The sequence below is a fragment of the Arthrobacter sp. Z4-13 genome (assembly GCF_054792705.1).
Window position 1 is genome coordinate 984,972 of sequence record NZ_CP096459.1, and the last position, 24,504, is coordinate 1,009,475.

At 65.2% G+C, this 24,504-nt stretch carries 19 protein-coding genes; 10 read left to right on the top strand and 9 right to left on the bottom strand.

Annotated features, from left to right (window positions below; all coding sequences use genetic code 11):
* Nucleotides 1–79 precede the first annotated feature (79 nt).
* From M1E07_RS06455 to M1E07_RS06480, 6 genes are all read left to right on the top strand, one after another.
* Nucleotides 80–1,630, top strand: coding sequence for a sugar ABC transporter ATP-binding protein (locus M1E07_RS06455; protein ID WP_461189431.1), 1,551 nt, complete (start codon nucleotides 80–82; stop codon nucleotides 1,628–1,630).
* Nucleotides 1,627–2,670 carry an ABC transporter permease gene (locus M1E07_RS06460; RefSeq protein ID WP_461189432.1) on the top strand — a complete coding sequence of 348 codons (1,044 nt, stop codon included), beginning with the start codon at nucleotides 1,627–1,629 and terminating at the stop codon, nucleotides 2,668–2,670. The genes M1E07_RS06455 and M1E07_RS06460 overlap by 4 nt, the downstream gene beginning before the upstream one ends.
* The gene (locus M1E07_RS06465; RefSeq protein ID WP_461189433.1) at nucleotides 2,663–3,778 is read left to right on the top strand and encodes an ABC transporter permease; all 1,116 of its coding nucleotides are present in this window, start codon (nucleotides 2,663–2,665) and stop codon (nucleotides 3,776–3,778) included. Before M1E07_RS06460 ends, M1E07_RS06465 begins: the two co-directional genes overlap by 8 nt.
* A gap of 67 nt (nucleotides 3,779–3,845) precedes the next feature.
* Nucleotides 3,846–4,904 (top strand): rhamnose ABC transporter substrate-binding protein, encoded by a 1,059-nt coding sequence (gene rhaS / locus M1E07_RS06470; RefSeq protein ID WP_461189434.1) that lies wholly within the window; start codon nucleotides 3,846–3,848, stop codon nucleotides 4,902–4,904.
* Between the two features lie 90 nt (nucleotides 4,905–4,994).
* Nucleotides 4,995–6,452, top strand: coding sequence for an arabinose isomerase (locus M1E07_RS06475; RefSeq protein ID WP_461189435.1), 1,458 nt, complete (start codon nucleotides 4,995–4,997; stop codon nucleotides 6,450–6,452).
* 221 nt (nucleotides 6,453–6,673) lie between these two features.
* On the top strand, nucleotides 6,674–7,564 hold the full coding sequence (locus M1E07_RS06480) for a DUF2382 domain-containing protein (protein WP_461189436.1): 891 nt from the start codon (nucleotides 6,674–6,676) through the stop codon (nucleotides 7,562–7,564).
* A 271-nt stretch (nucleotides 7,565–7,835) separates the two neighbouring features.
* Here M1E07_RS06480 and M1E07_RS06485 read toward each other — a convergent pair whose 3' ends face one another.
* A complete protein-coding gene (locus M1E07_RS06485; RefSeq protein ID WP_461189437.1) occupies nucleotides 7,836–8,297 on the bottom strand; it encodes a DUF4383 domain-containing protein in 462 nt (153 codons plus the stop codon).
* 156 nt (nucleotides 8,298–8,453) lie between these two features.
* On the opposite strand from M1E07_RS06485, the gene M1E07_RS06490 reads away from it, so the two are divergent.
* Nucleotides 8,454–9,767 (top strand): cell division protein PerM, encoded by a 1,314-nt coding sequence (locus M1E07_RS06490; RefSeq protein ID WP_461189438.1) that lies wholly within the window; start codon nucleotides 8,454–8,456, stop codon nucleotides 9,765–9,767.
* Between the two features lie 47 nt (nucleotides 9,768–9,814).
* Here the strand turns inward: M1E07_RS06490 and M1E07_RS06495 are convergent, their stop codons facing one another.
* Nucleotides 9,815–10,246, bottom strand: coding sequence for a hypothetical protein (locus tag M1E07_RS06495; RefSeq protein WP_461189439.1), 432 nt, complete (start codon nucleotides 10,244–10,246; stop codon nucleotides 9,815–9,817).
* 39 nt (nucleotides 10,247–10,285) lie between these two features.
* Here M1E07_RS06495 and purN point away from each other — a divergent pair, with 39 nt between their 5' ends.
* Nucleotides 10,286–10,858 carry a phosphoribosylglycinamide formyltransferase gene (gene purN, locus M1E07_RS06500; RefSeq protein WP_461189440.1) on the top strand — a complete coding sequence of 191 codons (573 nt, stop codon included), beginning with the start codon at nucleotides 10,286–10,288 and terminating at the stop codon, nucleotides 10,856–10,858.
* 155 nt (nucleotides 10,859–11,013) lie between these two features.
* Here purN and M1E07_RS06505 read toward each other — a convergent pair whose 3' ends face one another.
* Complete coding sequence (locus M1E07_RS06505) at nucleotides 11,014–12,366, bottom strand: MFS transporter (RefSeq protein WP_461189441.1); 1,353 nt, start codon at nucleotides 12,364–12,366, stop codon at nucleotides 11,014–11,016.
* Between the two features lie 152 nt (nucleotides 12,367–12,518).
* On the opposite strand from M1E07_RS06505, the gene purH reads away from it, so the two are divergent.
* The gene (purH, locus tag M1E07_RS06510; RefSeq protein ID WP_461189442.1) at nucleotides 12,519–14,204 is read left to right on the top strand and encodes a bifunctional phosphoribosylaminoimidazolecarboxamide formyltransferase/IMP cyclohydrolase; all 1,686 of its coding nucleotides are present in this window, start codon (nucleotides 12,519–12,521) and stop codon (nucleotides 14,202–14,204) included.
* Between the two features lie 238 nt (nucleotides 14,205–14,442).
* Here purH and M1E07_RS06515 read toward each other — a convergent pair whose 3' ends face one another.
* Nucleotides 14,443–15,408 (bottom strand): trypsin-like serine peptidase, encoded by a 966-nt coding sequence (locus M1E07_RS06515; protein ID WP_461189443.1) that lies wholly within the window; start codon nucleotides 15,406–15,408, stop codon nucleotides 14,443–14,445.
* Between the two features lie 358 nt (nucleotides 15,409–15,766).
* On the opposite strand from M1E07_RS06515, the gene M1E07_RS06520 reads away from it, so the two are divergent.
* A complete protein-coding gene (locus tag M1E07_RS06520) occupies nucleotides 15,767–17,986 on the top strand; it encodes an NADP-dependent isocitrate dehydrogenase (protein WP_461189444.1) in 2,220 nt (739 codons plus the stop codon).
* Nucleotides 17,987–18,137: 151 nt separating this feature from the next.
* Here the strand turns inward: M1E07_RS06520 and M1E07_RS06525 are convergent, their stop codons facing one another.
* The 5 genes from M1E07_RS06525 to M1E07_RS06545 all read right to left on the bottom strand — a co-directional run bounded on the left by M1E07_RS06525 (nucleotide 18,138) and on the right by M1E07_RS06545 (nucleotide 24,365).
* On the bottom strand, nucleotides 18,138–18,647 hold the full coding sequence (locus tag M1E07_RS06525; RefSeq protein WP_461189445.1) for a hypothetical protein: 510 nt from the start codon (nucleotides 18,645–18,647) through the stop codon (nucleotides 18,138–18,140).
* Nucleotides 18,644–19,867 carry a serine/threonine-protein kinase gene (locus tag M1E07_RS06530; protein WP_461190341.1) on the bottom strand — a complete coding sequence of 408 codons (1,224 nt, stop codon included), beginning with the start codon at nucleotides 19,865–19,867 and terminating at the stop codon, nucleotides 18,644–18,646. Before M1E07_RS06530 ends, M1E07_RS06525 begins: the two co-directional genes overlap by 4 nt.
* A gap of 293 nt (nucleotides 19,868–20,160) precedes the next feature.
* Nucleotides 20,161–22,005, bottom strand: a complete 1,845-nt coding sequence (locus M1E07_RS06535) for a beta strand repeat-containing protein (protein WP_461189446.1) — start codon at nucleotides 22,003–22,005, stop codon at nucleotides 20,161–20,163.
* A gap of 96 nt (nucleotides 22,006–22,101) precedes the next feature.
* Nucleotides 22,102–23,097, bottom strand: a complete 996-nt coding sequence (locus tag M1E07_RS06540; protein ID WP_461189447.1) for a hypothetical protein — start codon at nucleotides 23,095–23,097, stop codon at nucleotides 22,102–22,104.
* A gap of 173 nt (nucleotides 23,098–23,270) precedes the next feature.
* On the bottom strand, nucleotides 23,271–24,365 hold the full coding sequence (locus M1E07_RS06545; protein WP_461189448.1) for a Gfo/Idh/MocA family protein: 1,095 nt from the start codon (nucleotides 24,363–24,365) through the stop codon (nucleotides 23,271–23,273).
* Nucleotides 24,366–24,504 lie beyond the last annotated feature (139 nt).

Consider the following 24,504-nt stretch of genomic DNA (forward strand, 5'->3'; position numbering starts at 1 on the left):
ACCGGCTTTATGATTCAGATCACGTGGGCGGTATGAAACGATTCATATTGACGCATAGACCTCAGAGACGCGGTTCATTATGCAGCATGATCGCAGTATTCTTTCGGAGCCCGGACAAGGGGTCCAGCAAGGCGGACCGGTGCTGTCGCTGACCGGAGCTGCCAAGACCTTCGGCCCCGTGGTGGCACTGGCGGACGGCACAGTGGAGATCCGCGCCGGGGAAATCCATGCGCTGGTGGGGGAGAACGGCGCCGGAAAGTCTACTCTCGTGAAGATTCTGGCGGGCCTGTATCACCCGGACTCGGGGGATTTCCGGCTCAGCGGCGAGCCCGTCCACTTTCGGAATGTGGCGGAGAGCAAGGCCGCCGGAATCTCCGTCATCTACCAGGAACCCACCCTGTTCCCGGACCTCACCGTGGCGGAAAACATTTTCATCGGCCGCCAGCCCAAGGGGCGGTCACGGCTGATCAGCCGTGCCGAGATGCGGCGGCAGGCCACGGAACTGTTTGAGCGGTTGGGCGTGCCCATTGATCCGTCCCGTGTTGCCGAGGGGCTTTCCATTGCGGACCAGCAGATCATCGAGATCGCCAAGGCCATTTCGCTCGATGCCAAGGTGCTGGTCATGGACGAACCAACTGCCGCGCTCAGCGGCATGGAGGTGGACAGGCTCTTTGCCGTGGCCCGCGGGTTGCGGGACAAGGGGACCGGAATCCTGTTTATCTCGCACCGTTTCGATGAGGTGTTTGACCTGTGCGACCGGATCACCGTGATGCGGGACGGCCGCTACATCGCAACCCACCGGACGGCCGAGGTCACCGTGGAAAAGATCGTCCGCGAGATGGTGGGTCGGGACATCGGAACACTGTTCCCCAAGGCCGAGGCGGACATCGGACACACGGTCCTGAAAGTTGACGGGCTCAGCAGGTCAGGAGTTTTCCGGGACATCAGCTTTGAAGTCCGTGCCGGTGAAATCGTTGCCCTCGCCGGACTGGTGGGCGCCGGCAGGACCGAGGTGGCCAGGGCAGTGTTTGGCATTGACCCCTACGACTCGGGAGAGATCCGGGTGGAGGGGAATCCGCTGAAGGGCCGGAACCCCCAGGCCGCCATCGCCGCGGGCCTGGGCTTTGTGCCGGAGGACCGGCGCAAACAGGGCCTGGTGATGAACCTGTCGGTGGCCCGGAACGTGACGCTCACGCTCCGGAACAAGTTTGTGACCGCCGGACTCATTAACGGCGGCAAGGAGCGTGCTGCCGCGAAGGAATGGAGCAAACGGCTGCAGGTCAAGGCCGGCTCCCAGGAGCACGCCGTCTCCACGCTCTCGGGCGGCAACCAGCAGAAGGTGGTGCTGGCCAAGTGGCTGGCAACAGACCCGAAGCTGCTCATCATCGACGAACCCACCCGCGGCATAGACGTTGGCACCAAAAGCGAAGTGCACCGCCTCATCTCCGACCTCGCCGGCCGCGGCATCGCCATCCTGATGATCTCCTCCGAGCTTCCGGAGGTCCTGGGAATGGCGGACCGGGTCCTCGTGATGCGGGAGGGCCGGATCACCGCCCAGCTGGACAGGGCCGATGCGGACCCGGAATCGGTGATGCACGCGGCAACCTCCCCGGCAGGAGTCACTGAATGAGTTCCACCGTCAAACCTGAGGGACAACGCACGACGGCGGGCCTGGCCGGCGGGAGCGGCTTCGGCTCATTGCTGCGGTTGCGTGAGCTCCCTGTCCTGATTGCCCTGGCGCTGCTGGTGTTTATCACCTTCCTCAACAATCCGCTGTTCCTGTCCCCGCAGGGAATCAAGGACCTGCTCCTCAACGCCACGATCATCGTTATCCTGGCGGCCGGTCAGACCCTGCTCATCATCACTCGGAACATCGATTTGTCCGTCGGCTCGATGCTGGGGCTGGTTGCCTTCGGCACCGGATCCATTTTCGCCGCCATGCCCGACCTTCCCATCCTTGCGGTCCTGCTCCTGGGCATGGCCTTCGGCGCACTGCTCGGCATGGTTAACGGGTTCCTGGTCACGGCGGCCAAGGTGCCGGCGCTGGTGATTACCCTGGGCACCCTTTACGTGTTCCGCGGCCTGAACAACGCCTGGGCCGGCGGCAAGCAGTACTTCGCCGGGGACCGGCCGGAGGCCTTCGGGGCCCTGTCCGTGGACACTGTGCTGGGCTTCCCGATCATCACCCTGCTGGCCATTGCGGTGGTGGCCGCAGTTGCGGTCTACATGGCGGGCACCCGTTCCGGCCGGGACCTGTACGCCATCGGCTCAGACCCAGGAGCCGCGAAGGTCCTCGGCATCAGAGTGTCCAAGCGGGTGTTCCTGGCCTTCCTCGCCAACGGAGCCCTGGCCGGCCTGGCCGGAGTGCTCTACGCCAGCCGCTTCAACTCAGTGGGCGCCACCACCGGGACCGGAATGGAGCTCGATGTGGTGGCAGCCGCCGTGGTGGGCGGAGTGGCGATTTTCGGCGGCAGCGGGACGGTTGCCGGCGCGGCTCTCGGAGCCCTGCTCCTGACCACCATCACCAGCTCCCTCACCGCTCTTCGGGTGGACAAGTTCTGGCAGCAGGCCATTGTGGGCATCCTGATCCTTACGGCCATCGTGATTGACCGTCTCGCCAGCTTGCGTACGGCCAGGAAACTGCGGATAAGCGAGGCACGGAATGTCTGAGACAACCACTCCCAGCAGCGCTCCCGCGGCCGTGCCCATTGCCGACAGCACCAAGCCGCTGGCCGCCGAGCCAAAAGGCAGGACGGGTGCTGCCAGGATCCTGGCCAGCCGTGACGCCATTACCATCTATGTACTTGTGGCATTCCTGGTCTACGCCGCAATCGCCATTCCGCGCTTCGCCTCACCCGTGACCACAGGCTTCCTGCTCCTGGATGTCATCCCTGTCCTGCTGATCGCGATGCCAATGACGCTCATCATCGTCACCGGAGAAATCGACCTGTCGGTGGCAAGCATCGCCGGGCTGACCAGCGCCTTGATGGGCGTACTCTGGGCGGCCGGGCTGGACATCTGGCTGGTGCTGGCCCTTTGCCTGCTGGCTGGAATTGGTGCCGGCATGTTCAATGGGTTCCTGATAGCCGTCCTGGGCCTGCCTTCGCTGGCGGTCACCATCGGAACGCTGGCGCTCTTCCGCGGCCTTGCCCTGGTGGTTATTGGGGACAACGCGGTAGCCAACTTTCCCAAGCCGCTCACAGCCTTCTTCACCTCCAAGCTCGGCGCCACAGGCATCCCCACGGTGATGATCGGCGTCGTGCTCATCATGGTGTTCTTCGGGATCCTGCTCCATTTCACGCCCTTTGGGCGGGGGCTGTACGCCATGGGGTACAGCAAGGAGGCAGCCAACTTTGTTGGCATCAATGTGGCGCGAAGTAAGTTCTGGCTTTATGTGGCCTCCGGCGCCGTGTCAGCCCTGGCCGGGATCTACTGGACGCTGCGCTACACCAGTGCGCGGAGCGACAACGCTTCGGGGCTGGAACTGGCCGTCATCGCTGCTGTGCTCCTTGGCGGTGTCTCGATCTTCGGCGGCAAGGGCACCATCCCCGGCGTGGTTGCCGGGGTCCTGCTGATCGGCAGCCTGAACTATGCCCTGCGCCTGGGGAGGGTGTCCGACGTCGTCCTCATCACCGTGACCGGCCTGCTGCTCATTTTCTCCGTGGTGGCGCCCAGCATCGGCTCCGCTGTCCGGGAATGGCGGCACAACCGGCGGGTCCGCCAAAGCTTCAGCCGGAGCACACCCTCCAGCAGCAAATCACCAGACCGCGGCCCGTGAACCGGGCGTACCGGCGCCCACCACCGACTACACAAGCAACTGACAGCAAAAAGGAAAAGGAAAAACAATGATGTTGAACCGAAAAGACACCGGCAGGCGCCCACTACTCGCCCCGCTGGTGGCCATCACGGCGGCCGCGGCCATGGCCCTGACGGCATGCGGCGGCGGCTCCGGAACAACGGCGGAGACCTCCGCCGCGGTTGAGGACCAGAAGATCACGTTCATCCCCAAACAGCTGAACAACCCGTACACGGACGTGGTCCTCGGTGGTGGCAAGGACGGCTCACAGGAAGCAGGTTTCGCCTCCTCCCAGGTGGTGGGGCCCCTCGAAGCCTCGGCGTCCAGCCAGGTCTCGTTCATCAACGCCGAAACCCAGGCGGGGACCAACGTCATTGTCATCGCCGCTAACGATCCCGACGCCGTCTGTACGGCTTTGGGCGAGGCACGCTCCGCCGGTGCCAAGATCGTCGCGTTCGACTCTGACGCCAACCCCGACTGCCGCGACCTGTTCATCAGCCAGGTGGTGGCCAAGGAAGTGGCCCTGATCCAGACCAAGCTGATCGCCGAGCAGATCGGCGGCTCCGGTGAAATCGCCATCCTCTCCGCCACGGCAAACGCCACCAACCAGAACGAGTGGATCAAGTTCATGGAGGAGGATCTGGCGTCCAATCCGGATTACAAGGACATCAAGCTGGTGGCCAAGGTCTATGGCGACGACGATGACACCAAGTCCTTCCAGGAAGCCCAGGGCCTGCTGCAGGCACACCCGAACCTGAAGGGCATCATTTCGCCCACCACCGTAGGTATCGCCGCCACCGCCCGGTACCTCTCCACCTCGGCCTACAAGGGCAAGGTTGCACTGACCGGGCTGGGACTGCCCAATGAGATGCGGCCGTTCGTCAAGGACGGCACCGTCAAGGAGTTTGCCCTCTGGGATCCGGCCCAGCTCGGATACGTCGCGGCGTTCGCCGGCAAGGCCCTCGTGGAGGGGAAAATCACCGGCGCCCCGGGCGACAAATTCACCGCAGGGGAGTTGGGTGACCGGACCGTTGAAGAAGGCGGCCTGGTCATTGTCGGCCCGCCAACCGTCTTCAACGCGGAAAACATCGACCAGTACAACTTCTAGCACCGCGGTGCCCAGGCCGGGCGGGCTGCTCCAGCCCGCCCGGCCTTCCACGCCTGGCGCTGGATAAAGTCTGCGGAAGGGAAGGTTGTTATGCCCACCAAGAGGAACGCTGCCGCCTTGCTGGCGCCCCATCGCCGGCGGGCCAGCCGGATCGGCCTGGTTTCCGGTGGCCTGGGTGCCTACTGGCCCCAGTTCCCGGATCTCCTGCCACAGCTGGAGGATTCAGCCCGGTACGTCACCTCGCGCTTAAAGGAGCTGGACGCGGAGGTGATCGACGCCGGATTCATCTCCGACGCCACCCAGGCTGTTGCTGCCGGGGAGAAACTCCGGCAGGCTGACTGTGACCTGATCGTCATCTTCCTCGCCACCTACCTGACCTCCTCCATGGTTTTGCCCGTGGCCCAGCGCTCTGGAAGTCCGGTCCTGGTCATTGACCTCCAGCCCACCGAAGCGATGGACCACGCAAACTTCGACACCGGCGCGTGGCTGGCCTACTGCGGCCAATGCCCGGTGCCCGAGGTGGCGAACGTCTTCCGGCGGGCGGGAATCGACTTCCGGTCCGTCTCCGGGCATCTGAAGCAGGAATCCGCCTGGGAACGGATCAACCAGTGGGTCCACGCCGCGGGCGTGCGCGCCAGGCTCCGGAATGCGCGGCACGGCCTGATGGGCCACCTGTATCCGGGCATGCTGGACGTCGCCACGGACCTGACCACCGTCTCCACCACTTTCGGATCCCACGTTGAAGTGCTCGAGTTCGACGACTTGCGTGAGCGCGTCAAGGCGGTGACGGACGCCGAGGTGTCGGAGCGGCTCGCCCTGGCGGGTGAACTTTTCGTACTCGATGAGTCAGTCAACGACGACGACTTCGCCTGGGGTGCCAGGGTCTCCGTGGGCCTGGACCGGCTGGTGGAGGACTTCGACCTCGACTCCATGGCGTACTACCACCGGGGACTGGCGGGAGAGCAGCATGAGCGGCTGGGTGCCGGGATGATCCTGGGCTCCTCCATCCTCACAGCGCGCGGAATTCCCATGGCAGGGGAGTACGAACTGCGGACCTCCATTGCCATGCTGGCTGCCCAGGCCATCGGCGCCGGCGGTTCCTTCACCGAAATCCAGGCCCTGAACTTTTTCGACAACGTGGTGGAGATGGGGCATGACGGGCCAGCGCACCTGGCCGTCTCCTCCAGGGATCCACTCCTGCGCGGCTTGGGCGTTTATCACGGCAAGCGCGGCTGGGGAGTCTCAGTAGAGTTCGACGTCCAGCCCGGACCTGTCACCACGCTCGCTCTCGGTCAGGATCCTGACGGCACCTATGTCTTTGTCACATCGGAAGGGATTGTGGTGCCCGGCCCGTTGCTGGCCATTGGGAACACTACCTCGCGTGTGGATTTTGGTGGTGATCCCGGACTATGGGTTGACCGGTGGAGCCAGACCGGAACCGGACACCACTGGGCCCTGTGCCTTGGTCATCGGGCCGCCGACATCAGGGCCGCCGCATCCCTATTGGGCGTCGAACACCGGCACGTGTCACTCCTGAACGGCGCGTAAATTTTTCCTGACAAAACCGCTGGTCAGCACCTGTTCCGGGGGTGAGGCACGAAAAAAATTACTAAGCAGACTTTCCTTTTGATGCTAAGCATGCTTACGGTATGGGGGCAGCCAGCACAAAGCCTTAAGCAAATAGGGCGGAGGCCGAGCTCCGGGACAACCGGTGCCGGGACATCCAACGCTGGCTATGCCCAGCGCAACGACAAATCCAAGGAGACGTCATGCTCAACAGGGAAAACATTGAAAGCCTGCTCCACAAGGGCGGCAACGTCGTCGGTTCCGATGGCGAGAAGGTTGGCTCAATCGGCCAGCTGTACGCAGACGATGACACGGGCGAGCCCACATGGGTCACCGTCAAGACGGGACTTTTCGGCACTTCCCAGTCCTTTGTCCCGGTCGAAGGCGCCCACAATCAGGGCGACGACCTGGTGGTTCCGTACACCAAGGACCACATCAAGGACGCCCCGCGCGTCGATGTCGACGGACACCTCACCCCCGAGGAAGAGGACCGCCTGTACACCTACTACGACCGCGGTGCCCGGACCTACTCCGATAGCCGCGACGGCACCCGGGACGACGTGGACCTGCAGGGTGACGCGGATCTGAACGCCGGCACTCCCAACGCTGGTACCGCTGGTTACGCATCCGGCACCGGAACCGCCAACACCGGCACCGCCGGCTACGCTTCTGACCGCGACACGGTGGGCCACGACACGTCCGGCCCCACCACCGATGACGCCATGACCCGCTCCGAAGAACAGCTCCGCGTCGGCACCGAGCGTGAAGCTGCCGGCCGGGCCAGGCTCCGCAAGTACGTCACCACGGAAAACGTCACCAAGACGGTTCCTGTGCAGCGCGAAGAGGTCCGCCTGGAGCGGGAGCCCATCACTGATGCCAACCGCGGCGCGGCACTGAACGGCCCGGACATCAGCGAAGAGGAACACGAGGTGATCCTGCACGAGGAACGCCCCGTGGTGGAAAAGGAAACCGTTCCTGTCGAGCGGGTCCGCATGGACAAGGACGTGGTCCAGGATGACGTCACGGTCAGCGAGGAAGTCCGCAAGGAGCACATCGAGGCTGACGGCGACGGCGTCGACCGCGACCGCCGCTAGCGAACTGCTGACGCGCCGCTGAACGGACCGGCGCTGACGCAACGGCAGACAGAACGACGCCGGGAGTCCACTTGGGGGCTCCCGGCGTCGTTGTGTATGCGGAACTTTCACTTTTGCGGGGCCAGCCTGCTGCTGGTGCACGCCGGCCGCGCGAATGCTGGTGCAGCCACGCTAGGAGCGGCGACTGCACCAGCCAGTAGGACGAATATCTTCAGAACTTAGGGTTCTTCTCTCATTCGCGGCTCCTGTTTCCCGGGTTACGGATTCCGGGCTACCTCCTGTCGGCCGTCATGTTCCTCGAGAACAGCCAGCCGGCAGCAATCATCACGATGCCCAGCACCAGATGGGTCCAGTTGTCCATCATGTTCAGCGACAGGAAATTGGCCGCCGAATCCACTCCGACACTGAGGCCGAAGATAGCCAGGACGATGTACAGCGCACCCGCTCCCAGAAGGAAGTTTCGTGCTCCATGTTCGGTGCGGGACATAGCCCAGCCGGTTGCGCCGATGGCCAACTGCACAATGTTGAGCAGCATGGACACCTGGAACAGCCCGAGGAACATGGCGTGCGAAGCCGGTCCGAGGAACATCAGCTCGCTGTATTGGGTGGTGACGCCGGGGATGAAGCCCAGGACACCCACCAGCATCAAAATAATTCCCACGCCCATGCCCACGTTCTGGACGTCTGCCCGTCCGAAGTGAACGCCGTGCGCATGGGGGGATGCGGTAGTCATTTTCTTGCCTCCAACCACTAATTGTGGACGGTTCAATTTTACGGCGGACCTCTCCGAAAAGCGCCGGTGCAGGGCCCCATTGAACGAGCAGCCAGCTCCGGGGTTGTGCCTGTCGGTCACGGGCTCGGCGGCACCATCGTGACACCATGGACAACGATGAAACTGCGCGCTGATCAGACCGGAGACCGTGGCCTTCCCATGCCCTTGTGGCTGCAGGGTGCCATCGAAACGGCCCAGGCAGCCATCATCTCGGCACTGGTGGTGCTTGCTCCGATTCTTGCTGTCTGGGCTACCGCCGGATTTCAGGACGGCGCCGTCGACTCCCTGGCGCGCCTGGCCGGGCAGTCCTGGCTGGTGGTCCACGGTGTACCCCTGGAACTCACTGCCGCCGGTTCGGACGCCGCCGCCGCTTCCGGGGCCGGGCTGCTCACGCTCATTCCGCTTGGTTTGACGCTAATCCCTTTCCTGCTCGCTTGGCGGGCCGGCCGCCGGCTGGCCCGGGCCTCCTATACGGACCAGCTGTGGCAGGCACTCCTTGGGTCCTGGGTGGTGTACTCGGCCTTCGGAGCGGCTACAGGCTTTATCTGCCGCACACCCGACGTCGGCATTAGCCCCTGGCAGGCGATGTTCATCCCCCTTATTCCCTACGCCCTGGGTATGGTGATCGGCGCACGGCGGGAGGCGGGCTCATGGAGCCGGCTCATCGGCGTCGACGCTGTGGACTGGATTTCCCGCACCAGCCAGCACTCCCGCTGGGCAGGGTCTTACCTCGCCTCGGCCGCGAAGGCCGGTTTTGTGGCCGTACTTTCGGCCCTTGCACTGGCTGCGGTGCTGCTGGCCATTGATTTGTTTATCCACTGGAACCTGGTGCTTGCGGTCTACGAAGCGCTCGACGCCGGCGTGGTGGGCGGTGCCGCCCTCACCATTGCGGAGTTGGGCTTCCTGCCCAACCTCGTCGTTTTCGCGCTGGCCTGGACCTCGGGCTCCGGCTTTGCCATGGGCGCCGGTTCCCAGGTGGGCCCGTTGGGCACTGCGGCCGGTCCGCTGCCTTCCATTCCGGTGCTTGCCGCCATCCCGTCGGGCTCCTTGGATTACGCCTTTGTTGCCCTGATCGTTCCGGTGCTGGCCGGTGTCCTGGCGGGCTGGTGGTTCCTCCGTGAAGGGGAGAACCACTTCGACGAATGGCTGGCCATCAAGGTCCGCGCGCGCTGGTTCACCGCAACCATATCGACGCTCGTGCTTGGCGTGCTCTGCGGGCTGGCTGCCGGGCTGCTGACCGCCGGCCTGGCGTGGCTGGCGCGCGGCTCAGCGGGAATCGGACGCCTTACGGATATTGGTCCCGACCCTTTCTGGACGGGAGTCTGGGTGGCGGCGGAAGTGGGTGCCGGCGTCGTCATTGGCTACGCGGCGGGACCCTGGCTGGAACGGGAGCAGGCGGCAAAGGAAGAAGACGCCGAACTGGTCCGGTAGGGTGCGGTGCCCCGCTTGAAGCGCCGCCCTTAGGGAGCTGCCGGTTCCTAGGGCAGCTGCGAGGGCAGCGATCCTTCGAGCTGCACCCGGCATGCCGTCTGCGCCTGGTCCGTCAGCGCCCGGCCAACACACGCCTGGTACTCGCGCACTTCGTCGAAGAACAGTGAGGTGACCAGGATCAGCAGCACCATGATCGCGGACACCACCAGCCCCGAAATGGTGCCGATGAGGATGAGGCGGGACTCCTTCAAGCGTGCAGCGCGGACCAGCAGCACCACACCAAGGGCAATGCTGGCCGCTGTCAGGAGTGCGGACAGCCAGAGGTAGCTGACGTCCAGCTGGTAGACAAAGAAGGCGCCCAGCACCGTCACCACGAAGATCCGGAAAAGGGTGTGGGTCTTGCCGAGCGAGGCCTTTGCCGCCTCGCTGAGCGGCTGTTTGGTGCGCTGCCGCCCAGCCGGTTCCGGTGTGGTGTTCATGTTTTCCAGCCTACGCGAGCCTGCCCATAAGCTAGTGCCATGCGTATCGTCGTCCTCGTTTCCGGAACCGGGTCCAACCTCCAGGCAGTTATCGACGCGGTTAAGGCAGGGGAACTGGACGTCGAAATCGCCGCCGTCGGTGCCGATCGGCCGGGCACTTTCGGGGTGGAGCGGTCCGCAGCGGCCGGCATCCCCACCTTTGTGGTGGACTTCAAGGACTACCCGGACCGGGCTGAATGGAACGCCGCGCTGACCGGGGCCGTGGCGGGGTTCGAGCCGGATGTGGTGGTCTCTTCCGGATTTATGCGGATTGTGAGCCCGGAGTTCATCGACGCGTTCAACGGCAAGTACCTCAACACCCATCCTGCCTTGCTTCCGGCCTTCCCGGGCGCCCACGGCGTGCGGGACGCCATGGCCTACGGCGTGAAGGTCACAGGGTGCACCGTGCACTGGGCGGACGCCGGCGTGGACACCGGGCCCATCATCGCCCAGGAGGCCGTGGCCATCCAGGAATCCGACACCGAGGAAACCCTGCACGAGCGCATCAAGGTGGTGGAGCGCCGGTTGCTGGTGTCCACTTTGGCGACCCTTGCCGCCGCACACCGCGCCTGAACCTAACCCAACCCCTCGCACGGCTGATCTTCGCCCACCGCAGCGCCGTCGACGCGCATGTTCCTATTCGCGGCGCAAACGCTTTGGCGCACCGGAAATTCGGTGTGCGCCGCGGAACGTCCGCGTCGAAATTGAAGGAGGGTGTCGCTGGCCTCCTACTCGAGGCGGCGCTGCTTGGTCTCCGGGGAGAAGAACGCCATCCACAGCACGGCCAGCAGCACCAAACCGCCGGCCAGGGCGAAGGACGTGGCCAGGCCCAGCTCGGGCCAGAAGTAGTTCGCGAGAATCAAAGGCCCGAAGCCCGCGCCAAGCCGAGAGAACGTGGACGCCCAGCCGAAGCCCGTACCGCGCAGCTCGGTGGGGTAGAGCTCCGAAACGTAGGCGTACAGCACCGGGATGGCCACCTGCACCACGAACCCGAACACCAGGAGCCAGAACACCGCTGCCGTGGGGATATCCACCACGATGGCCACGATCACCAGGGTCAGCGCAGACAACGGCCCCGTGACGGCAAGGATCCATTTACGGCCCACCCGCTCCACCAGCAGGGCTGCCACAACAACCCCCAACAGTCCGACGGCGGCCATGGACGCGGTGGTGACGAACGCTTTGTACTCGGCAAAGCCGGCACCAATGAGGATCCGCGGCATCCAGGTAAGGGACAGGTAGTAGACCAGCAGGATAGAGAAGAACAGCGACCAGGCCGCAGCGGTGATTTTCCAGTTGTACTGCCACACCAGGCGCAGCTGGTGCCAGGCACTGCCGGCGGAAAGGCGGGGCACTTCCTTGGCCTCGGGCAGGCTGTAGGCACGGGCTTCCGCCCCCGTTGCGGTTACCAGATCATCGATGACCTTGGCCGCTTCTTCACGCCGGCCCTTGCGGATGAGGAACAGCGGGGACTCCGGGACGCTCCGGCGGACCCAAAATACGAGCAGTGCCGGCAGGACCATCACCAGCATGGTCAGCCGCCAGTCGCCGTACAGGGCCACGAGCCCTGCGGACACAAAACCGGCCAGGGCGGCCCCCACCGGCCACCAGCCGTCCATGGCCGTGAGCACCTTGCCGCGCTGCTTCCGGGGAGTGAACTCACCCACCAGGGCGTAGTCCACCGGGATGCAGCCGCCAAGGCCGAACCCCGCCATAAACCGGAAGATGCAGAACCAGATGAAGTCGGGGGAGAAGGCGCCGAACACGGTAAAAAGGGAGAAGATCAGCAGCGTTGCAGTAAACGCCTTTTTTCGTCCGATGGTGTCCGCGATGGTGCCCCAGACGAAAGCGCCAAGGGCCATCCCGATCAGGTTGGATGTCCCTACCCACGCCACTTCGCCGGGGGAAAGGGCCCAGTGCGTGGAGAGCAACGGAATGAGGATGCCGTTCAGTGTCACGTCCCAGGCATCAAACATAAAACCGAGGCCGCCGATCAGAAAGATCCTGCCCTGGACTTTCCATCGCCAGGGCAGCTCCTGGACCACCTGCTCGCCGCTCGGCACAGTGGTGTAAGTATTCATCGCAGCCTCCTGAAAGAACTCTAGCCGGGCCCGGTGTCGTTCACACTTCCGCATTCACGAAGCCTTCACAGGGGGCAAACTGCACTTCGCGATAAACTGGCCCTATCCCCACCAACCGCGGCACTGTTCCGCGACATAAGACGGAGACATTTGTGAGCTTCACGCAGCATGAGCGCGTATCCATTGACCGTGTTCCCATCCGCCGGGCCTTGATCTCGGTTTACGACAAGACCGGTCTGGAGGAGCTCGCCCAGGGCCTGCATGCAGCGGGAGTGAAGCTGGTTTCCACCGGGTCCACCGCCAAGAAGATTGCCGCCGCTGGCATCCCCGTCCAGGAGGTCGAGGAAGTTACCGGCTCGCCGGAAATGCTGGACGGCCGCGTCAAGACGCTGCACCCGCGCGTTCACGGCGGCATCCTGGCCGACCGCCGCGTAGAGGCGCATATGGAGACGCTGGTCAACATGGAGATCGAGCCTTTCGATCTGGTGGTGGTGAACCTCTACCCGTTCGTGGAAACCGTCAAGTCCGGCGCTGCCCAGGACGACGTCGTCGAACAGATCGACATCGGCGGCCCCGCCATGGTGCGCTCCGCCGCGAAGAACCATGCCGCTGTCGCCATCGTCGTGGATCCCTCCTTCTACGGACAGGTGGTTACCGCAGCCGCTGAGGGCGGCTTTGACCTGAATACACGACGCCGGCTAGCCGCCAAGGCGTTCGCCCACACGGCCTCCTACGACAACGCCGTGGCCACCTGGACCGCAAGCCAGTTCCTCGATGAGGACGGCGACGGCGTCATCGACTGGCCCGCCTACGCCGGCCTCTCGCTGGAGCGCTCCGAGGTCCTCCGCTATGGCGAGAACCCGCACCAGCAGGCTGCCCTTTACGTCGACAAAGCTGCGCCCGCCGGCATCGCCCAGGCCGACCAGCTGCACGGCAAGGCCATGAGCTACAACAACTTTGTGGACGCCGACGCCGCCCTCCGCGCCGCCTTCGATTTCGCCGAGCCGGCCGTGGCCATCATCAAGCACGCAAACCCCTGCGGCGTAGCCGTTGGTTCCGCGGATGCCGCTGATCCCATCGCCGACGCACACGCCAAGGCCCACGCCTGCGATCCCGTCTCCGCGTTCGGGGGCGTCATCGCTGCCAACCGCACGGTGACTGCCGGCATGGCAAACACCGTCAAGGACATCTTCACCGAGGTTGTCATCGCCCCGGGCTTTGATCCTGAGGCCGTGGAGATCCTGTCCAAGAAGAAGAACATCCGCCTGCTCGCCCTGCCAGAAGGCTATGGCCGCTACCCGTCAGAGATCCGCCAGGTATCCGGCGGCGTCCTGGTCCAGGTCAGTGACAAGGTTGATGCCGTTGGCGACAACCCCGCCAACTGGACCCTTGCTGCCGGTGAAGCCGCGGACGACAAGACCCTCGCGGATCTGGCCTTCGCCTGGACGGCCTGCCGCGCCGCCAAGTCCAACGCCATTCTCCTTGCCCAGGACGGCGCTGCCGTAGGTATCGGCATGGGCCAGGTCAACCGCCTGGACTCCTGCCGCCTGGCCGTGGAGCGGGCCAACACGCTTGGCGTGACGGTGGAGTCCGACGTCGAAGGTGCCGGCGGGGCCTCTAACGCCGACGCGAGCGGCGCACCCCAGCGCGCCCGCGGCGCCGTTGCAGCCTCGGACGCCTTCTTCCCGTTTGCGGACGGACTGCAGATCCTGGTCGACGCCGGGGTCCGCGCCGTGGTCCAGCCCGGCGGTTCGGTGCGCGATGAGGAAGTCATCGCCGCAGCCAACGCAGCCGGCGTGACCATGTACTTCACCGGGGCCCGCCACTTTTTCCACTAGGCCCCACCGGCTCCCTAACCTCGCAAGCTCGGCCAGGGAACCCTGCCGGCGTGGGCCCACCCACCGGCTCCCTGGCCCCGCAAGCTCGGCCAGGGAACCCTGCCGGCCTGGGCCCACCTACCGGTTTCCTGGCCCCGCAGGCTCGGCCAGGAAACCCTGCCGGCCTGGGGCCTGGATGTGAAACGCCGACGGCGCCTGTCCCCTTCGCGGGGGACAGGCGCCGTCGGCGTTACGTGGCTTAGTTACGACTCTTTTCCGCGATGCCGTACGTTGCTTTAATGACGTTGCCCCAGTACGGGCCGTACAAGACATTGGCGCCCTTATAGCCGTAGCTGTTGACCGAGTTTTGCAGGCCGGCCGGGCCGGAGCCGATAAACCACGGGCCGCCGGAAGAGCCGCCGTTCATGTCGCAGGGAATGCCCTGAGTGCCGAATTGCGGGTTGATGGTGTCAGCGGTGCCCGTGCCTGTGCAGCTCCTAAGAGTCATTCCGTCGAACGGACTCGAGGCGGGATAACCGTACGACGTGTACGTCAGCCCCTGGTCCTGGTTGAACGCTGCGCCCGAACCGCCCACCACGTCGGTCAGGAGCCGGCCGTCCTCATCCGGGGCCATCACGGCGAAAGCGGTGTCGTATGTCATGTCGCCCTTGGAGCTCCACTCGATGGGTGCGTACAAGGCCTTGGCGGTCCACCTGCCGTAGGGTTCAACGCCGTTTTCATATGCGGGGACAAAAATGAAGTTCGTAGCCTCCTGTCCCAGTCCGTCCATGGCGCAATGGCCGGCTGTGGCCACGGTGCTTCGGTTTCTGGAGGTGAGGGCGTTGCCGGAGCAGACGTAGTTGGAGCCGCCCATGGTGAAGAAGACCTTGCCGATGTGCGGCACGGACGCTTCGGTTCCAGCCTGGGCACGGGTGCCCTTGACCTTGGTGCTCTCGCCCTTCTTCACGGTGTCCACGCTCGAGCGCTTGCCGCGGTCGAGCGCCTTACCCGCAAGGACCTCGCCTGAGACCGCCTGCCGCATCCGGTCAGCCGTCCAATAGTCCGCCACGCCGGTACTGTCCAGGACCGCGCTGACGACCGCGGGGTTTTTCTTCTCGTCGGACGTGTCGGGCGCAGCGGCAGCTCCGCCGGCGGCGCTGATGGTTAGAGCGGCTGCTGCCGAGAGGCTAAGAAATCCGGAAACCAAGGACCTGGTGAGAATCATGTTGTCCTGTCCTAACGGGGAGGGCCCCAGGGAGGGCCAGGAGTGACGTGGCGAACATATCGCCGAATACAACATTGTAGATAAAAGCTGCGTATCCGCTAGTGCTTCCGTCCTTTTCCCGACGCGGCAAGCGCGGACAAAGGGCACTGCGGCTCACCTTAAGGAAAAAGCGCGACGGCGGGCCATGGCACCCGGGCGCGTGCCGCCGTCGTACGTTCTCCATCGCTGTAATCCTGCCCGCCGGCAGGGTAACCGAGAAGCTCCAGTAGGGTTCAAACCCTTGTCCTCGGGTAGGTTATACATGGTGAAACAGAACAACTTTCACAACCCAAGCCGACCCACAGGGAGACGCCCGCGCATGTCCAAGATTATCTACACCCACACCGACGAAGCGCCGATGCTGGCTACCTATTCGTTCCTGCCCATCGTTGAGGCGTTTGCCTCGACAGCAGGTGTGGAGGTGGAGACCCGCGACATTTCGCTCGCCGGCCGCATCATCGCCGTCTTCGGTGACTACCTGACCCCCGAGCAGCAGATCGGTGACGCCCTTGCTGAACTCGGTGAGCTGGCGAAGACGCCGGAAGCCAACATCATCAAGCTGCCCAACATCAGCGCTTCCATTCCGCAGCTGAAGGCAGCCATCGCCGAACTGCAGGGCCAGGGCTACGTCCTCCCGGACTACCCGGACAACCCGTCCTCGGATGAGGAGACGGCCGTCCGCTCCCGCTACGACAAGATCAAGGGCTCGGCAGTGAACCCGGTCCTGCGCGAGGGCAACTCGGACCGCCGCGCACCCCTGTCGGTGAAGAACTACGCGCGCCAGAACCCCCACTCCATGGGTGCCTGGACCGCCGATTCGAAAACGAACGTGGCCACCATGGGCCAGGATGACTTCCGCTCCAACGAGAAGTCCGTTGTCATCGAGTCCGAAGGCACCATCGCCATCCAGCTGGTCCGCGAAGACGGCTCGGTCAAGGTCCTGAAGAAGGCCTTCCCGGTTCAGGCCGGCGAGGTCATCGACGGCACCGTGATGCGCGCCGCAGCCCTGGACGAGTTCCTGAAGGCCCAGGTTGCCCGCGCCAAGGAAGAAGGCATCCTCTTCTCCGCCCACCTTAAGGCCACCATGATGAAGGTCTCGGACCCCATCATCTTCGGCCACGTGGTCAAGGCCTACTTCTCCGAGCTGTTCGATACCTACGGCAAGCAGCTTGCCGCCGCCGGAATCAGCCCGAACAATGGCCTCGCCGCCATCCTGAGCAGCCTCGAGGACCTCCCGGAAGACGTCCGTGAAGGCGTCCAGTCCCTCATCAAGAAGGGCCTCGAAGAGGGTCCTGCCCTGGCCATGGTGGACTCGGACAAGGGAATCACCACCCTGAACGTCCCCAGCGACGTCATCGTGGACGCATCCATGCCCGCCATGATCCGCAGCTCCGGCCACATGTGGGGCCCGGACGGCAAGGAAGCCGACACCCTCGCCGTGCTGCCGGACAGCTCCTACGCCGGCATCTACCAGGTGGTCCTCGATGACTGCCGCGCCAACGGCGCCTACGATCCCACCACCATGGGAACCGTGCCGAACGTGGGCCTCATGGCGCAGGCCGCCGAGGAATACGGCAGCCACGACAAGACCTTCGAACTCCAGGAAGCCGGCACCGTGCAGATCGTAGACGGCTCCGGCAACGTCCTGATCGAACACCAGGTCTCCGAGGGCGACATCTGGCGCGCCTGCCAGACCAAGGACCTGCCCATCCGCGACTGGGTCAAGCTGGCCGTCACCCGTGCCCGCGCTTCCCAGACGCCGGCCGTGTTCTGGCTGGACGAGGAACGCGCCCACGACGCCAACCTCATCGCCAAGGTCAACGAGTACCTGAAGGACCACGACACCGAGGGCCTGGACATCCGGATCATGTCCCCCGTGAAGGCCATCGCGTTCACTCTGGACCGCATCCGCAAGGGCGAGGACACCATCTCCGTTTCCGGCAACGTCCTCCGCGACTACCTCACGGACCTGTTCCCCATCCTGGAGCTGGGCACCAGCGCCAAGATGCTGTCCGTTGTTCCGTTGATGAACGGCGGCGGGCTCTTCGAGACGGGCGCCGGCGGATCTGCGCCGAAGCACGTCCAGCAGCTGCTCAAGGAAAACCACCTGCGCTGGGACAGCCTGGGTGAGTTCCTGGCCCTGGCCGTGAGCTTCGAGCACCTGGCCACCACCACGGGCAACGCCCGCGCCCAGGTCCTGGCCGACACCCTGGACCGCGCCACCGGCACCTTCCTGCTGGAGAACAAGTCGCCCAGCCGCCGTGCAGGCGAACTGGACAACCGTGGCAGCCACTACTTCCTGGCCCGCTACTGGGCAGAGGAGCTGGCCAAGCAGACGGACGACGCCGAGCTGGCGGCCTCCTTCGGTTCCGTCGCCGGGGAGCTTTCGTCCAAGGAGGAGACGATCGTCAACGAGCTGGCCGAGGTCCAGGGCTCGCCGGTGGACGTCGGAGGCTACTACAACCCGGACGACGCGAAGGCTTCCGCCGTGATGCGCCCGTCCGCCACGCTGAACAAGGTCCTCGCCACCCTGAGCTAGGGCAAGGCTGCCTTCGCAGTCTGATCAGCCAATACGAAGAGAGGCGGTGCCCCCGGGTGTTATACCGGGAGCACCGCCTCTTTCTTATGGGGCAGGGTTTACGCGCTCGCTCGCATTTGACGCCAGGCCGTCGCGGCCTTATTGCTCGCGTTTAGTCTTTGCCCTTGCCCTTGTCCTCGTTGTCCTTCTTGTCGTCATCGTTATCGGTTTCCGGTGCGGGGGCCGGAGCAGGATCGGGAGCCGGTGCCGGTGCCGGTGCCGGGGCTTCGGCGGACGGCGATGAAGCTACTGCGGCCGCCTGGCCCGGTGCGATTTTAGCGTCTTCTGCTGCCTTGGCGGATGCGGCGACGGCCTCTTCCAGATCGGCGCGGACGGCCGCTGCGATGGTGGTGATGGTTTGGCGCCGCTCCTCGGAAAGGCCCTTGCCCTGCGCCGCAACCAGCTCCGCCTCAAGACCCTCAAGGGCTTTCAGGGCGGTGGCGGGATCATTCCTTGAGGAAGCCTCGCTTACTTCCAGGACGCGCGCCTGGAGCTGCCGGGCAGTGGCGGTCTGCAGGCCCGTGTCGCTGGGACCGCAGCCAGCCAGAAGCCCGGCCGCCAGCACGGCGGACGTCCACGCCGTCACAACCTGCACGTGCCTGCCGCGCAGCTTCAAGCTCACGGTTCCACGCTCTTCTGCAGTTCCTCCAGATGCTCGCCAAGGACGCCGGTCACGGTGGGGTAGGGCACGACGTCGGGCGTGGACTGGGCGGACAGGCTCGCCAACACCGCCGCTACGGCCGCGGCTATCACCACGGCCCCGATAAGCACTGCCAGCCACAGGCGTTTGCGCCGGGCCCCTGCGGACCGCTCCTTTTTGGGCTGCTTGCCCTTAATGTCTTGGCCAGGGGCGACCGGAGAGACCTGGTCTACCGGGCCGGCTGCCTCACGCAGTTCATCCACCGACTCTTCAGCGGTGATGGAGGGCGGGTGGAACGGCATGGCCGGCAGGACCCTCGTGGTCTCCGGAACAAGTTCCCCGGGGGTGGACGCGGGCGAAACCAATGCCTGCCTGAGGACGGTCTCGATGTCCGCGGCCGCTGGGCGCTCCAGTGGTTCGATGGCCGTCATGGAGCGAATCAGGTCAGACCACTCGGCCGGCAAGTCCTCGGGAATCTCCGGTGCACGGTGAAGGCGCGCCACGGCGGATTCAACGGCGCCGCCCGGATATTCGACCGTGCCCTTGATGCATTCCAGCAACACGAGCCCGAAGGAGTAGATGTCCGAGGCGGGGGAGAGGGGCTGGCCCAAAGCTTGTTCCGGGCTGAGGTAGGCGGCGGTGCCCACCATTGTTCCCGTGGCCGTGAGCCGGGTGGAGTCCGCAATGCGGGCAATGCCGAAGTCCGTGAGCTTGGGGCGCAGCGACTCTCCGGGTCGGATCTGAACCAGCAGGATATTGGCGGGTTTGATGTCGCGGTGGATGATCCCGAGACCGTGGACATAAGCCAGGGCATCAGCCACGCCTGCCCCGACTACTGAGAGTTCCTCCAAGGGGACGAAGCTGTGCCGGATCCTGGCGCGAAGGTCTTGGCCTTCCACCAGTTCCATGGTCAGGAACGGCCTGGGCTCATCCGGAATCCGGTCATCGATCCCGGCGTCGAAAAGAGTGACAAGCCCCGGATGGTTGAGTGTCGCCAGAAGCTGGATTTCCGCTTCCTGCCGCTTCAATTCGTCGGCGTCCGGAGCCTGCGGGGCAAAGAGCTTCAGGGCAACATCGCGGCCCAGGTTCTCGTCCCGCGCACAGTAAACCGATGACATTCCGCCGCGGCCAATAACTTCGCCCAACCGATAACGTCCGCCGACCACTTCATTCTTGATGGAGCTAGGCGATTCCGCCACCATGACCCGTTCCTCCCGGTGCGCTGCGGCACTGTCGTACACCAAATTATACGGGCGGTGAAGTAAACGGAACGATTGGCCTTGAGCTTCTGTTCTGTGACATGCCGGGGGCCCGGCGGCGAGACTGTGTGTCTGTTTCGCTGCCGGGCCACCGGCCACAAGGACATGTGTGCTGATGACATGTTTGTGTTGTTGGGTGTGTTTTTGTGTTTTGCGGGGTCCTCCTTCCGCTCAGCCTGCTTTTTGCTGCCGTTTCAGGCGCATGGTGCAGGCACGGCCAGCAAACGTTGGGTGTCCTAGGAGACCTTGCGCTTGCGGAGCATGAGGAGGATTCCTGCTGCCAGGAGCAGCAGGGCCAGCGGGACCAGGGAGGCGTCCGCGCCGGTGTTGGCCAGGGTGTTGGCGCCCTGGTTGGTGCCTGTCTGGGCAGGGGTGGTGCGGGCGGTGGTGTCAAGGGCGATGGCGCCGCCTACTGCGGTGGACCCGGCCGGTGCTGCGGAGAAGCCGCCGGCGCCTGCAGTGCCGGTGCCGGAACCATTGCCCGTGCCCGTGTCCGTGGCGCCGTTGCCTGGGGTGTTTGTGCCCGGAGTGTTGGGACCGGGGGTGTCCGTGTCGGGGTCGACGGCGCCGGTGCCTCCGGTGTTGCCGTCACCCGGGGTCTCCGTGCCGGGGGTCTCGGTGCCGGGGTTCTCCGTGCCGGGTGTGCCGGCGCCGGGGTTCTCCGTGCCATTGCCGCCACTGCCCAGTCCCAGTCCCAGGCCAAGGTCCAGGCCCAGGTCAAGGTCGGCAACCAGTCCACCGGTGCTTCCGGTGTTGCCGGTGCCAACACCGACCACTGCGTCTGCTACGGCGTCGAGGCCGCCGGGGGTGACTCCGTCGGTGGCGCCGTTGGTGCCGCCGAGGCTGACGTCCACGAGGGCGTCGAGGCCGCCGGTCGTGAGTCCGTCGGTGGTGCCAACGCTGCCATCGGTGCCGCCGAGGCTGACGTCCACGAGGGCGTCGAGGCCGCCGGTCGTGAGTCCGTCGGTGGTTCCATCAGTGCCGTTGGTGCCGCCGAGGCTGACGTCCACGAGGGCATCGAGGCCACCGGTCGTGAGTCCGTCGGTGGTGCCATCGCTACCGTTGACGCCGCCGAGGCTGAGGTCCACAAGGGCGTCGATGCCGCCGGTCGTGAGTCCGTTGGTGGCACCGTTGGTGCCGCCGAGGCTGACGTCCACGAGGGCATCGACACCACCAGTGGTGACTCCATCAGTGGCACCGTTGACGCCGTCGAGGCTGACGTCCACGAGGGCATCGACACCACCAGTGGTGACGCCATCAGTGGCACCGTTGACGCCCCCGAGGCTAACGTCCGCAAGGGCATCGACACCACCAGTGGTGACGCCATCAGTGGCACCACTGGTGCCGCCGAGGCTGACGTCTGCTATGGCGTCGAGGCCGCCGGTGGTGACTCCATCGGTGGCACCGTTGACGCCCGCGAGGTCGACGGCTACGTCCGCGGCGGCGGTGAGGTCGGTCGCGGCCGGGGCCGTTGCACCGGTGACGGTGTTGCCGAGACTGAGGTCCACGACGGCTGCTGCGGCGAGGTCGGGGCTGGTGGCTTGGCCGGTCCCGTTTCCGAGGTCGACGGCTACGTCCGCGGCGGCGGTGAGGTCGGTCGCGGCCGGGGCCGTTGCACCGGTGACGGTGTTGCCGAGACCGAGGTCCACGACGGCTGCTGCGGCGAGGTCGGGGCTGGCGGCTTGGCCGGTCCCGTTTCCGAGGTCGACGGCTACGTCCGCGGCGGCGGTGAGGTCGGTCGCGGCCGGAGCAGTTGCACCGGTGACGGTGTTGCCCAGGCCGAGGTCCACGACCGCTGCTGCTGTGAGGTCGGGGCTGGTGGTTTGGTCGTCAGTGGTGCTGGCTCCGAGGTCCACGGCGGCGTTGACTACGGCGGCGACGGCCGTTGACTCCGACGGCGTTGGGTCACCCAGCAGGCCCAACGACGCCGTGTCAGCGGACGCCGCCGCCGAGATGAGGGCGGACGCGGAAAGATCCGGACCGCTGGTGGTGTCCGCGGCGTTCGCCGCGGTGCAGCCGAAGGCCAGAAGCCCGCCGGCAAAGAGGGTGCCGAGCATCCCCCTGCGAAGGTTCGAACTCATGATGATGTCTCCTGAAAAAGTTGAGGTCAGGGGCGCTTGTCAGCAACCCGCAATAGCCGTCTTCTGCCGCACCCAGAGGGGGCAGACGGGTCTCAACTAATCAGGAGAGGAACCGGGGTCCAGGGACACCGGTGCAGGGACATGCTCAGAGGTTTCACCGGCGCGGAAGGCACCGGGAACAGGAAGATCAAAGCTGAAGGGGCTCAGCCAGGCCGCCGCACCGAAGGCACCGGCAGCGGACGTGCCGCTTCCGGCACCCGACCCCGGGACGGCGGGAGCCTGGGCAGGGACCGGCGAAGGGTCAGCGGTGTCCTGCTGCCCAACCCCGCCGTCAGATGCGGCGGCGGGGGCCAAGAGCGGGGACGACGTACCCGCCGGGGCAACCGCACCGGCACCGGCACCGGAGGCAGCCGGACCCGGGCCTCCCACAGCGTCACCAACGGGCAGGCCGACAGGGGCCGGGCCCTCACTGGCAGGCCCCGGATCCGCTGCCGGGACTTGGGGTTCTACGGGGACGGCCGTGGCGCCATCGGCAAGACCGGCACCTCCGGCAGGGTCCGCACCATCGGGGACGACGGGCAGGTCGGGCACCGCTGCGGGCAGCGGTGCGGTGCCGGTCACCACATCAGCGACGGGCTGCAGAACGGGTTCGAGAACTGGAACAGCCCCGGCCACAGGCGGCACAACACCGTCCACCACTGCTGCGGTGGCTCCGTCAGCAGCACCGGCAACGGGAACCGCAACGGCCGCTACGGCACCGGCGGGAACCACCTGGTTCACCACCGGTACTGCTGCGACGATATGATCCGGGAGCCCGGCAACCTGACCGGCCACCGGCGTCAGCAAACCCTGAGCGGGCGCCGCAGCAGCGGCGGCGGGGGCAGCGGGCGCCGCAGGGGCGGCGGGTGCAGGGCCGGCAAGTCTGTCCGTTACCGAGGACACCGAACTGGTCACCCCGCCCAACAGCGACGCGGTGTCAGAGACCGCATCCGCTGAAGCAGCCGGAGATGAAAACGTCAGCCAGGTCAGGGTCGCCGCGCCGGCAAGAAGCACAGGACGCAGGGCAGGCCACGAAGAACGAGCCATAGCCATGCGTACCACCCCCAGTACCGGTGCATTCGACGATTGCCAACAGCCTAAAACCAAATGTTGCAGGAAGTCCAGGCAAATCGAAAAACAAATTGACTAACTGAAGCTGCTTTTTCTTCCACCCCATGACGACAGTGAGCAACGATGTCACGACCTTGACGCGGTACTTCAGTTCTTTACGGCCGTGTCACCTTGGTGGCTTGCCGTTCATCGTTCGGGTAGCTGACCCCCAGCTGCGCCCGCACTCCATCGAACAGGCGCATCGTGTTCAATGTGTCCTCCAGCGGCATAACCGGGCTTTCGATGAGGCCCTGCTGGATGCACCGTGTCACCTCTCGCAGTTCGTAGGCATACCCGCGGCCCACCACGTCGAAGGCTTCAACCCGGCGTTCGTCCCGCCCTGTTCCAATGACGAGTTCCCGCGGGTTGTTGATAGATCCGATGCTCTGCAGGAAACCCTTGCTGCCGGCCACTGTGGCGGTGCGCGGGCCATGTGCTAGCAGTGACGAAGTCAGTTGTACCTGCGCTCCGTGGTTGTAGCCGAGCGTCATTGCGTTCTGGGCGTCGACGCCGTCGTCATTGATATGTCCTGTGGCACTGACAGTCTGCGGAAAACCCAGGGTCCCCAGCGCCCAAAGCAGTGGATAAACCGAAAGATCGAGCAGGGCACCGCCGCCGTCCCGTCTGGCCCAGAGCCTGGCGGTGGATGAGTAGGGGGCGGGGAAACCAAGGTCTGCCGTCACCCAGTGGATATCCCCGATCTCGCCTGAGGCCGCGATCTCGAAGGCACGCTGCATGCCCGGCAGGAACCGGCTCCAAACTGCCTCCATCAGGAAGAGTTTCCGGGACCGGGCAAGGTCGATGAGCTCGGCGGCTTCCCTGGCGTTGATGGTGAATGCCTTTTCACACAGGACGTGTTTGCCCGCGTTGAGCGCGGCCAGCACGATCTCGTGGTGTTGCGCATGCGGTGTCGCCACATAGACCACATCCACTGCATCATCCGCGAGCAGCCTCTGGTAGCCGTGAGCCCCGCCGTCGTCGCCGTATGCCTGACCGAACCCGTACATGGCGGCAAAGGCATCGGCCGTGTCTTGTCCCCGTGAGCTGACGGCATACAGCTCTGCATCGGCCAACAAGGCCAAGTCCTCTGAAACCGAACGGGCTATGCCGCCCGTGGCGATGACGCCCCAGCGGAGGGTTGCTCCCGTGGCGGAGCGGGGATCCTGGTCGGACTGGCTGGAAAGCCACGGCTTGGAGATAGGCGCATTCATGGTGACCATCCTCTCACCGGAGTGCTGGAGCGGCCGGCAGTACTCGAAGGAAGTGATGGAGGGTTGAAGGAAACGCCACGAAACGTGATGGAGGGTTTGGGAACAGCGGGCGGAAATCGGGGGGAGGGGGAGGGCCACG